Source organism: Hymenobacter roseosalivarius DSM 11622 (assembly GCF_900176135.1).
GTDB classification, from domain to species: domain Bacteria; phylum Bacteroidota; class Bacteroidia; order Cytophagales; family Hymenobacteraceae; genus Hymenobacter; species Hymenobacter roseosalivarius.
In genome coordinates, this window is the sequence record NZ_FWWW01000070.1 from 43,800 (window position 1) to 56,814 (window position 13,015).

The following is a 13,015-nucleotide window of genomic DNA, read 5'->3' on the forward strand; positions in this document are numbered from 1 at the left end:
TGCGATAACCAAGTCAGCAAGGATGCGACAACGACTATAGAGGCGGCGAGAGACTTCTTACCGTGGGTCAAGGGAGACTAAGAAAGACGGGCGGGCTAGCAGCCGGAGAGTAAACCTAATTCGACTTCAAGGCAAATTTAATCAATTCCTCCACGCTCAGGTCATTACCGTGACGGTGCTGAATGGTCTCCAGCGTTTTTTCCGCCGCCGACCGGGCAAATCCCAACGTGACTAGAGCGGCTAACGCTTCGCTGCGGTTGGTATTGTGTGCCCGCGCCAGCGGTACGGTATCGATGCCGGCTTTGGCCAATAACTCATCCTTCCGAAGCTTATCTTTTAGCTCTAATACTACCCGTTGAGCGGTTTTTGGGCCTACTCCCTTGATGCTTTGAATGGAGCGCACATCCTCCTGAATGATGGCCTGCCGGATAGCGCCCACGCCCATGCTCGATACCATCACGATGCCCGTGCCCGGCCCAATCCCCGACACCGAAATGAGCAGCATAAACAGCACTTTTTCATTCGGATCGAGGAAGCCGTAAAGGTTCTGACCGTCTTCCTTGATGTGCTGGTAAGTATAAATTTTAGCTTTTTCGCCTTCGGCTGGCAGCTTTGAGTAAGTAGCCAATGAAATCCTTACTTCATAGCCCACACCGCTCACATCCATAATAGCTAAAGCGGGGTCTTTGTAGGCGAGGGTACCGTCGAGGTAGGCAATCATAGGGAAAGAATTGAGTTTTAGTTTTTATAGGAACGTCATGCTTCCTTCGTCAGCATGACGTTCTTTTAAGGTCTTATAGCGGCTTGTTATAAGTCTGGGCGTCAACAATGGCTATAGCTGTCATATTCACTATTTCGCGTACCGAAGCACCAAGCTGCAAAACGTGTACAGGCTTGCGCATGCCCATCAGTACCGGCCCGATTACTTCCGCGCCTCCTATTTCCTGCAGCACTTTATAGGCAATGTTACCCGATACCACATTAGGAAAAATGAGGGTATTGGCCCCTTGTTCTGCCAGCTCTGAGAAGGGATAATGCTCGCGCAATAGCTGGGGGTTCAACGCCGTGTTGGCCTGCATTTCCCCATCCAGAATAAGATCGGGGTAGCGCTTCTTAGCTAACTCAGTAGCTAAGCGTGCTTTATCAGGCAATGCGCCCCGATTGGAGCCGAAGTTGGAGTAGCTGAGCACCGCAATGCGAGGCTCGGTATCGAAAAAGCGGACGCCCCGCGCCGTCAAGCCAATAATATCCACCATTTCCTCGGCCGTGGGGTCGATGTTTACGGTGGTATCAGCAAAGAAGAACGGTCCCTTGCGGTGCTGGATAATGTACATGCCCGCTACGCGCTGCACGCCATCTTCTACCCCAATAACCTGCAACGCTGGCGTGATAGACTGCCCATAATCCTTGGTCAAGCCGGTGATAAAAGCATCAGCCTGTCCGGTTTCGAGCATCATAGCACCGTAGTAATTTCGCTCGCGCAGCAGGCGTCGTCCTTCATAGAGTGTAATGCCGCGCCGCTTCCGCTTCTGGTACAGCAATTCAGCAAACTCCGCCCGCTGCTCGTCTTCTTCCAGAATATCAATGATTTGACAGCTTTCCAGATCGAGGCTATTGGCGCGGGCTATCTCCTCAATCTTCTTGCGGTTGCCGAGCAGAATAGGAAAGGCAATACCCTCATCGTGCAGAATCTGAGCGGCTTTGAGCACTTTATACGTATCGGCTTCCGCAAATACCACGCGCTTCGGATTAGAGCGGGCTGCGCTGGTGATGCGGTTCATCAGCTTCTGATTCACACCTAGGCGGGCCCGCAAATCATCCTCGTAGGCATTCCAATCAGTAATGGATTGGCGAGCCGACCCGCTTTCCATCGCGGCCCGCGCTACGGCCGGCGAGATGGTCGTAATCAGGCGAGGATCAAGAGGCTTGGGAATCAAATAAGTGCGTCCAAAAGCCAGCGTATTGTCACCGTACGCTTTATTCACCATGTCCGGCACGGGCTCCTTGGCCAGGTGAGCCAGCGCATGCACGGCGGCCAGCTTCATGGCTTCGTTAATCTCAGTAGCACGCACGTCCAAAGCCCCCCGGAAAATGTAGGGGAAGCCCAGCACGTTGTTCACCTGATTAGGATGGTCGGAGCGGCCAGTGGCCATAATCAGATCGGGCCGGGTAGCCATGGCTACTTCGTACTCAATCTCCGGGTTTGGGTTGGCTAACGCAAATACGATAGGATTGTCGGCCATGCGCAGCAGCAGCTCGGGCGGCAGCACGTTAGCCGCCGACAAGCCCAGAAATACATCGGCTCCCTCCAGCGCTTCGGCCAGAGCAGTTACAGGGCGTTGCGTAGCAAACTGCATCTGCAAATCGGCCAGATCGGTACGCTCCGCGTTGATAACGCCCTTGATATCAAACACTACTACGTTTTCGACCTTGAGTCCGAGCGCCAGGTATAACCGCAGACACGATATAGCTGCTGCCCCAGCGCCACTTACGACCAGCTTAATTTCTTCAATTTTTTTGCCCACGACCTCCAGCGCATTCAGCAGCGCGGCCGACGAAATGATGGCCGTGCCGTGTTGGTCGTCGTGCATAAGCGGGATATTCATTTTCTCCCGCAACTCCGTCTCAATCCGAAAGCACTCCGGCGCTTTGATATCCTCTAAGTTGATGCCGCCAAACGTGGGCTCCAGGGATTTTACGATGCGAATAAACTCATCGGGGTCTGTGGCGTCAATCTCGATATCAAAGCAGTCAATACCGGCGAACTTCTTGAACAGCACGCCTTTACCCTCCATCACGGGCTTGGACGCATCAGGCCCGATATTACCCAAACCCAGCACTGCCGTACCATTGGAGATGACGCCTACCAGGTTGCCTTTGGCCGTGTATTTATAGACGTCTTCCTTATTAGCGGCAATGGCCAGGCAAGGCTCGGCTACACCAGGTGAATAAGCCAAGGCCAGATCGAGTTGGGTACTAAGTGGCTTGGTAGGTACTACTTCAATCTTACCCGCTGGGGTACGGGAATGGTAATCGAGGGCTTCCTGTTTGTTGATTTTCAGCATTACCAAAGGAGGTCGGGTGAGAGGTGTAGGGCGGGGCAACCAATAAGCAAGTTGGGGCGAATTTGCCCGGAATCAAAGTTGAGGTAAGACAACTATATTCAAAAAAGCCCCCCAGCGCAGGGTCTGGGGGGCTTTTTTGAATAATGCGACTATAATATTACAACCCTCACCGGGCTACAATCAGCTGTTGGCCGGGCTTCACCGCGTCTGACTTCAGGTTGTTGAGCTTGCGCAGCTGGTCTACTGTTACGCCCTCGTAGCGGCGCGAGATGTTGTAGAGCGTATCACCGGGCTGCACCAGATGCACCTTTTTTATGGCGGCCCGGCTGGGAGATTCTTTAGGGCTAGGTTGGGTTGAGGCTACACGCTGAATTGGCTCCTCGGTGGACCGGGGGGCATTCTGCGCTACTCCTTCCACGTTAGCCGGTATATAGAAAACCAGCTTCTGACCCGGTGATAAGCCAACTGATTTAAGCTGATTCCAGGCCATTAGCTGCGCCACGCTTACCCCATTAGTGCGAGCCAGCTTTTCCAGAAAATCACCTTTCCGCACGATGTATTCCGTGGGTAAGCTGTCCTGCGCTATTTCTGCGGTAGCATCAAACGTAGTGCCGCTAGCCACTATTCCCGCATCAGCTGTGGCAGTAGCAGCTACTGGCTTTACCGCAACCACCTTATTGCTTGGAGTTGCTGCAACTTGCTCTAGTATAGCTACTTCAGCCGGGGTTGTATCCTCTCTATCTTCTTCTGCTTGGGGTATTTTTGCGGGCGAAGCCTTAACTACCGTGGGGGCTGTTTTTACACCTACTAACGGCAGCTTTTCTGGTACAGTCAGCCTGTTAGCCACCACCATTTTTTTGCTGGGTGCGGCCTTTTCAATTATTGGAATCAGAACGACCAGCTGTCGCTTAGGCACCAACGCTTTGCCGCGCTGCAAGCTATTCCAGCCGGCCAGCTGAGCGGGCGTTACATCGTAGCGGGCTGCTATGCCTCGCACGGTCTCTCCGCGCTTAACAGTATGACTTACTTTGCGGAAGTGTGGCTCGGCTGCTGGTGCACGGCTGTTAGTTGCTGCTACAGCCCTAGAAGTGAAGTTGAACCCTTGAAAATCAGGCAGGCGTGGTGCAAGCGGAGAGGGGGGAGGTACAGATACTTTGCAAAAATCCAGGAATAGATTCCGGTCCTGGGCCGCAAGCTCCTGCCGCACCCGCACGGGTACCTTAAGGGAATAATTGCGGAGCGTTTCGGGGATATAAGGCTTGCGTAGCTCAGGATTATGGTGCGAAATAGCTGCCGAGTCGAGCCCAAACTGCGCCGAAAACTTGCGCAAATCCAGCGACCGACCAGAGATGAGCAATGTATCCATAGGCTCAGCATACTGATACCGCAGCGAATCGGAGTGCAGCTTATGCTCACGAGCGTATTGCAAGGTGTAAAATGTAGCCGTAAACGTGGGCACATAATTGCGCGTCTCTTTGGGCAGATAAGGATAGATGGCCCAGAAATCCCGCTTGCCACCAGCTTTCGCAATGGCCCTGCGGATGTTGCCCGAGCCGTAGTTATAGGCGGCTAACACTAACTCCCAGTCGCCAAACATGCGGTACAAGTCGCGCAGGTACTTGCAGGCTGCTTCCGTCGATTTCTCCGGGTCCATGCGCTCATCAACGTATTCATTGCGCACGAGCCGCAGGTCGCTGGCCGTGGGTCCCATGAATTGCCACAGGCCCAAGGCCCCCACCCGTGATTTGGCCTGCGGTAGTAAAGACGATTCTACCACGGCCAAGTATTTCAGGTCCTGTGGTAGATTATATTTCGCCAGATACTTCTCAAACAAGGGGAAGTAAAGGTTCTGACGCTCCAGAATGCGCTGGGTATACTTTCGGTTGCGAACCGTAAAATAGTCCACGAAGCTCATTACAGAGCTATTGAAAAGATGCGGTACGTCCGTCTCAAGACAGCCGATACGGTCCGCAACCAAGTCGCGGACGGCGGGGGGCATTTGTAGCCAGCGGAGCCGTGCTGTATCGGGTAGCACTGACTCGATAAAGGCAAGCGTATCGGGCAGCAGCTCGATGGACACGCGGGTCGTGTCGTCGTTGGCGCGCCGCAGGTCCGGTTTCGGATTAGCGTGCTTTTGGGCCGCCGCTGGGCGGGCAACAGCAAGGGTCAGCAGAAAAAGGACGGCAGTGCGCAACAACGATTTTTTCATCAGGGCAAAACAGGCGTGAGCGATTCCGTTACAGATTTGGCGAAGGCCAGTAGATGCTCTTCACGGAAAGCTCCGCTTAGAATTTGCAGCCCAATGGGCAACCCCGCCGCGTCATGCCCGGCCGGTACCGATATCGCTGGCACGCCGGCCAGCGAAGCTTGTACCGTGAAAATGTCAGCCAGGTACATAGCTAGCGTATCCTTCTCGTTCTCCCCAATCCGGAACGCCGTGGTAGGCGTGGTCGGAAGCACCAGAAAATCGTACTGACGCAGCAGCTCGTCCGTTTTCTCCTTGATCAAACGCCGGACCCGCTGCGCTTTAGTATAGTAGGCGTCGTAATAATCAGCTGATAATACAAAGGTTCCCAGCAAGATACGGCGTTGTACCTCAGGGCCAAACCCTTGTGCCCGGGTTTTTTTGTACAGCGACTCCAAATCTGTCGCGTCTGGAGCGCGGTATCCAAACTTCACTCCGTCGTAACGGCTCAGGTTGGAGCTGGCTTCCGCCGTTGTCAGGATATAGTAAGAAGGAACGATATAATCGAGATAGGGGAAGTCAACGGCCTCAACCACATGCCCTTGCCCGCGCAGTACGTCAAGCGCAGTTTCAGTGGCTGCCTTTATCTCCGGATTCAAGCCTGGACTCTCCATGCAGTCGCGGATGTAACCAATCCGTACATGAGGAGCAGGTTCTAGTAGCTCACTGTACGCCGGAACAGACTGCTGGCTGACGGTGCTATCGAAATTATCGGGGCCGGCCATTACCTCCAGCAGCAAGGCCGCGTCGTCGACAGAGTTGGTTAGCGTGCCAATCTGATCAAAGGAAGAGGCATAGGCAACCAACCCATAGCGGGAAATTCGGGAGTAAGTCGGCTTAAAACCCACTATGCCACAGAATGCCGCCGGCTGCCGTACAGAGCCACCCGTATCGGAGCCAATGGAAGCCAGGCAAAGATCGGCCTGTACAGCCACGGCGGAGCCACCGGAAGAGCCACCGGGTACCCGGTCGGGGTCGATGGCATTGCGGGCGGGGCCAAAATAGGACGTCTCGTTGGAGGCACCCATAGCAAACTCATCGCAGTTTTGCCGGCCGATAATGATGGCATCCGCGTCGATCAGGCGCTGTACGGCCGTACCGGTGTAAAGCGACTTAAACCCGTCGAGAATATGGCTGCTGGATTGGAGCGAGTGGTCTTTGTACGCCAGCACGTCCTTCAGGCCAATAACCATCCCGGCTAGCTTACCAGCCGTACCAGCAGCTAGCTTGGCATCTACAGCGTCAGCCTGGGCTAGCGCCTCCTCAGTGAACACCTCCAGAAAGGCATTGAGGTGGCTTTGCTTCTGAATGTTGTTCAGATAATACTCCACGAGCTGACGACAGGTGGTAGTGCCTGCCGTCAGCTCGTCGTGAACTTCGGTAAGTGAATTAAAACGTCTCAAGGGATGCGGGCAATCAATTGGCTGACTGGTCGAGGCGAGACCGCTCGGGAGTGGGCTGGGGGGCAATTCCACCATCCATAGGCGGTGCTAATGTCGTTTCTGCAATCGGCTCAGTCGACGATACGGATGTTATAGTGGACTGCTCCAGAGTAGACTGCTGTACTGGCGTGTCATAGGTAGGAGCAGTATAGGCAGTGGGCTGCTGATAAGGCTGGTTCTGTTTGGGCAGACCCGCGTTTTCAATCTCACTGCGGATTTCACTGGATGCATCCTTAAACTCACGTATGCCCTTACCCAAGCCACGCGCCAGCTCTGGAATTTTATTGGCACCGAAGAAGATGAGAATGACGACCAAAATCAGCATGATTTCGCCGCCGCCAAGGTCGCCCAAGAACAGGAAGAGAGGAGTACTCATGGCTTAATGCTTACAGTCGTGGGTTGGTAGGATCGTTTGGATTCACCGGCCGGTCCCGAAACTCGGGCTTATCTTCTTTGGTAGCATCCTTAAACTCACGAATGCCTTTGCCAAGGCCTTTGGCCAACTCCGGGATCTTGCGGGCCCCGAAGAGTAGGATAATGACGAATAAGATCAGCAATATTTCGGTCGTACCGAAGTTGCCAATCAGGAAAAGCGAACCAAATGTCATAATGGGAGGCGCTCAGGCCGTTTGGGAGAAACAAACCAAGTATACGCAAGTCGATACGCGACAGGATTGGTAAAGGTACCAGTTAATTTTAAAAATTGCAGCGGATAGACACCTTAGTTTGAGAACAGATGGGTGGTCTACTCGAACAACCCTGAATCCATTACCTGTGTTTTTGCCGTAGTAGAACTTTAAATATAGTCGACTTGAAATTCGTTTAACGCGCAAAATCCTGATTTCATCGCTTCAAATTAATGCTTCGTGTCCTAACTATGATTACTTTGTACTAGCTATCTGTCTTTGGATTCAAAGTTTAAGAGTCATCCTTTTTGCCTTGTCCTATGTCTGCTAAGCCTGTCTCATACACCAATCCTTCTTCACTTCCCTTTGCCGCCTTGGGTAAAGAAAGCGAGGCCGTTCGGTTGGAGGTACTGCGCAATTATCAGATTCTGGATACGCCACCAGAGCAAGTGTTCGATGATCTGGCTCAGTTGGCCGGCTTTATTTGTGGAACTCCTATCTCATTGGTCTCACTGATAGATGCTGACCGCCAATGGTTTAAAGCGAAAGTAGGATGGGATGAGAGCGAGAGTACGAAGCGAGAACTAGCCTTTTGCCAGCACACGATACTAGGCGAAGATGTGTTCGAGATTGAGGATACCACGAAGGATCCGATGTTTTGTAATAATCCGCTGGTAACGGCTGCTCCAAGCATTCGCTTCTACGTGGGAGCTCCGCTGATCACGCCCGAAGGCGTTCCGCTTGGTACTATTTGCGCCCTCGATACCGTACCGCACCGCCTCACCGAGGAACAGCGGAATGCATTGCGCATTGTGGCCCGTGAGGTGGTCTCGCACCTGGAGCTGCGCCGGGCGCGCCAGCAGTTGGAACAGGAACAGCGCAAGCTGGATGGCCTGCTCCGTATGGCTAACGATGCAGCTGAGTCCTTATACATGGGAAGCAGGGCCGAGATTTTTATTAAGCAGGATAATAAGCTCCTGCGGGTAGAAACGGTTGATATTCGCTACGTGGAGGCCCTCGGCGACTATGTAAATATCTATGTAGCTAAGGAGCGCTATACCGTATACAGCACCATGAAGGAGTTGGAGGCGAAGCTGCCGGCGCGCGATTTTGTGCGTGTACATCGCAAATACATCGTGCGGCTCGATTGCATCGTAGCTATCGAATCCGATTTTGCCCTCATTGAGGGCGCCCGCAACTTGCACTTGGATAGCGGAAGCAATACGCTGCCTATTCCTATTGGCAATTCTTATAAGTCGGTATTAATGAGCCGGCTCAATTTAGTCTAGTAGCATCTGAATATTGCCAAACGGATATTTACTAAAAACTGTACCTTAAAAGACAATATTCACCGAGGAAATAAGGGAGTTCAGCGAATAGAATTTTTATACAATTAAAAAGATTATATCTTTCGCCCTGTTATCGGAGGGTTTAACCTAAATGTAAGGCTGGAAAATCTTTCTTGGCTTACTCTTTAAGTTTAGTTTTTCGATAGCTAAGTTTGTTTTCATAGCTCAGAAAGGCACCGTGCACTGCACGGTGTTTTTTTATGCCCAGGATTTTGCTGTATTCCGGGGAAGCGCGGTGACACCCGCTGGTCTTTCTTAAGTTCAAAAATGAGGTAAGCAAGATTCAGTTCGTTAAGCAGGATGAAGGTAGGATTTCGCTTCCGGCAAATGCTGGATTGTCCGTAGGTTTGCGGCCGGTCAAAATTTGCCCCCCGCTATGCCAACTCCTTCTCCTGCCCTGCGTCCCGGCGATCGGGTCGCTATTGTGTGTCCTGCTCGTAAAGTTACCCACCAGGAACTGGCGGCATCCATCGCTATTCTAACTGCGTGGGGCTTGGAGGTGGTACTTGGCACCACTTTAACCGCGCAGCACCATCAGTTTGCCGGCCCCGATGAGCTGCGGCGTCAGGATATTCAGCAGCAGCTCGACGAGCCAAGTATTCGGGCCATTTTGTGCGCCCGCGGCGGCTACGGCACCACGCGCATCATCGACCAGCTCGATTTTTCGCGCTTCGCTGATAACCCCAAATGGATTGCGGGCTTTAGTGATATTACTACGCTCAATTGCCACTTGCTGGCACTGGGCCACGAAAGTATTCACGGCGTCATGCCTCTTCTTTTTGATCAGGCTGGTGGCGAGGAGGCGCTGGAAAGCCTGCGGCGCGCTTTATTCGGTGAGCCCGTCAGCTATTTTGCCGCCCAGCATCCTTTCAACCGCGTAGGTAGCGCGACCGGTGAGCTGATTGGCGGCAACCTGAGCTTGCTGCAAACCATCACCGGCACGGCTTCCGACTGCGCCCTGGCTGGTCGGATTCTGTTTATTGAGGATATTGATGAGTACCTCTATAATATTGACCGCATGATGGTACACCTCGACCGCACTGGCAAGCTCGCTGGCTTGGCCGGTTTACTCGTGGGGCATTTCACCGATTCCAACGACAACATTATTCCTTTCGGTCAAACGCCCTACGAAATTATTCAGACGTATGCCGCCAAGTATGATTTTCCGGTGGCCTATGGTTTTCCAGTGGGCCATGAGCCGCTGAACATGGCATTGATTTGCGGCCGCCGCTCGCACATGGTAGTAGACGAGACCGGTGTGTGCCTAAACTATATGTAATGTCGCTTTTGGGGTTGACCACATAAGCAAGCCTCGCCTAACCAGGCGAGGCTTGCTTATTTTTTAGGTCTTGCACAGAAGTTATTCCGCGTACACGGTCTGCAATACCGTTTGTCCGACGGCTTTGAGCGTACGCCGGTCGATGATATTCATATTATCCTGGGTGGTATGGTGATAGGCAGGAAAATAGTCGTCGCCAATGGGCAAGTGGTCGATAATATCGATGGTGCGCACGCCCACTTGATTGGTGTATACGTGGTCGTCGGTGATGCCGGGGCTATCCTGAAAAAGGAAAAAATCGGAATAGCCGAGGCGCGCGGCCGTGTTCCATACTTTGTCTACCACGTCGCGGGCTACCTCACGGGAGAGCTGCTCGCGGCTGAACTTGGCATTTTGGGCACCTACCATGTCCAGCAAGATGCCGTAGCTGGGCTTGTAGCCGGCCGGCAGCAGATTTTTGGACCAATACTGCGAGCCTAAGCACCAGCTATCCGTGCCCTGAGCGGCCAGCTTGTTTTCGAGCTTGCTTTGTGTAGCAGTATCGTAGCCGTAGTCCTCCGCGTCGAAGAGAATAAAATCCACTCCTACCGCTGGAGCCGTGCTATCAGACTGCTGGCTCAGAACGCGGGCCATTTCCAGGGCTATGGCTACGCCGCTGGCGCCGTCGCTGGCTCCGTCGAGTGGGGCGTTCGGAGTTTGTTTGTCTTTATCGGCAAAGGGGCGCGTGTCCCAATGGGCAAACACAGCTACGCGGCGGGACGCCTGGGGGGCAAATTGCGCTATAATGTTGCGAGCACGCAACATCTTGCCATCCCAGGCCATTGCTTCAAATGGCTGCTCGCGTACGGTCAGCCCCATTTTCTTGAACTCGGCTACCATCCAATCGCCACAAGCTATATGGGCCGGTGAATTGGGCACGCGAGGGCCAAAGGCTACCTGCCTGGCCGTAAAAGTAAAGGCCGAATCGGCATTGAAGGCGGGGGCAGCGCGCATGGCGGGCTCTTCTTTACTGGTGGCAGATTCCTGTCGGCTTCTGTCGGGGCAGCCAGTGAGCACCAGCAGCGCAACTAAAGCAACAGGAGCAAAACGAAAGAGCTTCATAAGGGGCACAGTATCCGCAAGCATAGCTTGGCGGGTTGTTGAACAGTTGGTAAGCAAACAAACGGTAAGACAGTGAATCCAGTGTTGAATTCGCTGTCTTACCGTTTGCTGTTAGTTATTTAAATAAAGAGACACTGGGGGGCTTTTTTGCTAATCACGACCAATTTCCAAGCTGGAGCTTGGCGTTACAGACTTTATTCCTCGCTGTATGCCCAGTCAACGCCGGTTTTCAGATCTTTAATCAAAATGCCCTGCTCCTTAAGCGCAGCCCGAATTTGGTCTACTTTGTCGTAAGCTTTCGTGGCCTTGGCTTCCTGATAGAAGCCTAAGGTAAGGTCAAGTAGCTGCTCAGCATTAGCGCGCGGCTCATCCTGAAGACCTAGAATGTCGCTTATTAACGTACGGTAAGCGGTGATTGCCTCTTCCAACGCCGCTTCGCTTACCGTCGCCAGCGTAGGCAGATTAGCAAAGAATCCGTTGAGCTTGCGCAGTAGATTAAACAGGCTCGCAACAGCGCGGGCCGTATTCAGATCATCATTAAGCCCCACAAAGCAATCAGACACTAGTTTACGTAGCTCGGCGTCTGCTTTCTCTGTGTCTTGTTGGCGCTCTGTTCCCTCGGGCAGGTTCAGCTTTTCCAAAAGGCGCAGACCATTCATGAGCTTACGGTAGCCTTTGCGAGCAGCCTGCATAGCCTCGTCCGATACGTCGACGGGGCTGCGATAGTGCGCCTGCAACAGGAAAAAACGCACTACCATGGGCGAGTAGGCCTGCGTAAGGGTAGCTGTCGGACCCTTGAACATATCACCCAGCAGCACGAAGTTGCCCAGGCTTTTGCTCATCTTGGTGCCGCTCACGGTTATCAGGTTGTGGTGCACCCAGAAGCGCGACTCGTCGGTGTGCGTATGGCTGCCCTGGCACTGCGCTATCTCGCACTCATGGTGTGGAAACATCAGATCCAAGCCTCCACCATGAATATCGGACAGCTGGCCCAGATACTTGCGGCTCATAGCTGAGCACTCGAGGTGCCAGCCAGGAAAGCCTTCGCCCCAGGGCGAAGGCCAGCGCATAATGTGCTCGGGCGACGCTTTTTTCCAGAGCGCAAAATCCAGAGGGCTCCGCTTTTCGTCCTGCCCGGCCAGCGTGTCGCGGGTGCCCGCCAATTGGTCATCGATGCTGCGATTCGAAAGCTTGCCGTAACGGTCCTGCTCGGCATTATAGTGGGGTACATCGAAGTACACGCTGCCATTTACTTCGTAGGCGAAGCCATTGGCAATTATTTCCTCTACCATGCTAATCTGCTCGGTGATGTGGCCGCTGGCCTGGGGCTCAATATCGGGTGGCAAGCATCCCAGTGCCAGCATATTCTGGCGGTAGAGATTCACGAAGTGCTGGGCAATCTGCATGGGCTCCTGGCGCTGGGCGCGGGCAGCCTTGGCCATCTTGTCCTCGCCTTCATCGGCGTCACTTTCAAGATGACCTACGTCGGTTATGTTGCGCACGTAGCGTACGGTGTAATCAAGGTAGCGCAGGTAGCGCGTGAGCACGTCGAATACTACGGGGCCACGGGCGTTGCCCAAGTGAGCCTCACTATAAACGGTTGGACCGCATAGATATACGCCCACGAAAGGCGAATGCACGGGTTCGAACGCCTCTTTGCGGCGGCTAAGGGTGTTGTAGAGGGAAAGCGGGTGGTGCATGCGGTAAAAGTAAGTACTTACAGCTTGGTAAGCTTAGCGAATAGCAGCTGGTACGTGGTTTATTGCTTCTCGATCAAACAGAAGTAAAAGGTGCATTTCTGGCTCAAAAAGCATCTGATATTAGTATAAAACTCTTGCGGGTGGTATATAAAGTTCAATGAGTAGTCTAACTCCAAAGCCGATAGTAATAAAATAGTTGTCTGTTATT

General features: G+C 53.1%; 10 protein-coding genes. 2 read left to right on the forward strand and 8 right to left on the reverse strand.

Going from position 1 to position 13,015, the window contains the following annotated elements:
- Window positions 1–115: 115 nt before the first annotated feature.
- The 6 genes from ruvA to tatA all read right to left on the reverse strand — a co-directional run bounded on the left by ruvA (window position 116) and on the right by tatA (window position 7,360).
- Complete coding sequence (gene ruvA / locus B9A24_RS11035) at window positions 116–721, reverse strand: Holliday junction branch migration protein RuvA (protein ID WP_084445643.1); 606 nt, start codon at window positions 719–721, stop codon at window positions 116–118.
- Window positions 722–794: 73 nt separating this feature from the next.
- Entirely contained in the window at window positions 795–3,065 is a 2,271-nt protein-coding gene (locus B9A24_RS11040; RefSeq protein WP_200813909.1) for an NADP-dependent malic enzyme, read from the reverse strand.
- Between the two features lie 166 nt (window positions 3,066–3,231).
- Window positions 3,232–5,274: a lytic transglycosylase domain-containing protein gene (locus tag B9A24_RS11045; RefSeq protein ID WP_084445647.1), complete on the reverse strand. Its 2,043-nt coding sequence runs from the start codon at window positions 5,272–5,274 to the stop codon at window positions 3,232–3,234.
- Window positions 5,274–6,713 (reverse strand): Asp-tRNA(Asn)/Glu-tRNA(Gln) amidotransferase subunit GatA, encoded by a 1,440-nt coding sequence (gene gatA, locus B9A24_RS11050; RefSeq protein WP_084445650.1) that lies wholly within the window; start codon window positions 6,711–6,713, stop codon window positions 5,274–5,276. The genes B9A24_RS11045 and gatA overlap by 1 nt, the downstream gene beginning before the upstream one ends.
- Before the next feature lie 13 nt (window positions 6,714–6,726).
- Window positions 6,727–7,128 carry a Sec-independent protein translocase subunit TatA/TatB gene (locus B9A24_RS23085; protein ID WP_084445653.1) on the reverse strand — a complete coding sequence of 134 codons (402 nt, stop codon included), beginning with the start codon at window positions 7,126–7,128 and terminating at the stop codon, window positions 6,727–6,729.
- Between the two features lie 10 nt (window positions 7,129–7,138).
- The gene (tatA, locus tag B9A24_RS11060; RefSeq protein ID WP_084445656.1) at window positions 7,139–7,360 is read right to left on the reverse strand and encodes a twin-arginine translocase TatA/TatE family subunit; all 222 of its coding nucleotides are present in this window, start codon (window positions 7,358–7,360) and stop codon (window positions 7,139–7,141) included.
- Window positions 7,361–7,698: 338 nt separating this feature from the next.
- On the opposite strand from tatA, the gene B9A24_RS11065 reads away from it, so the two are divergent.
- Complete coding sequence (locus tag B9A24_RS11065) at window positions 7,699–8,667, forward strand: GAF domain-containing DNA-binding protein (protein ID WP_084445658.1); 969 nt, start codon at window positions 7,699–7,701, stop codon at window positions 8,665–8,667.
- A 436-nt stretch (window positions 8,668–9,103) separates the two neighbouring features.
- Entirely contained in the window at window positions 9,104–10,006 is a 903-nt protein-coding gene (locus B9A24_RS11070; protein WP_084445661.1) for a S66 peptidase family protein, read from the forward strand.
- 81 nt (window positions 10,007–10,087) lie between these two features.
- Here the strand turns inward: B9A24_RS11070 and B9A24_RS11075 are convergent, their stop codons facing one another.
- A complete protein-coding gene (locus B9A24_RS11075) occupies window positions 10,088–11,107 on the reverse strand; it encodes a M28 family peptidase (RefSeq protein WP_084445910.1) in 1,020 nt (339 codons plus the stop codon).
- Window positions 11,108–11,301: 194 nt separating this feature from the next.
- Window positions 11,302–12,807, reverse strand: coding sequence for a cysteine--tRNA ligase (gene cysS, locus B9A24_RS11080; protein ID WP_084445663.1), 1,506 nt, complete (start codon window positions 12,805–12,807; stop codon window positions 11,302–11,304).
- Window positions 12,808–13,015: the final 208 nt, after the last annotated feature.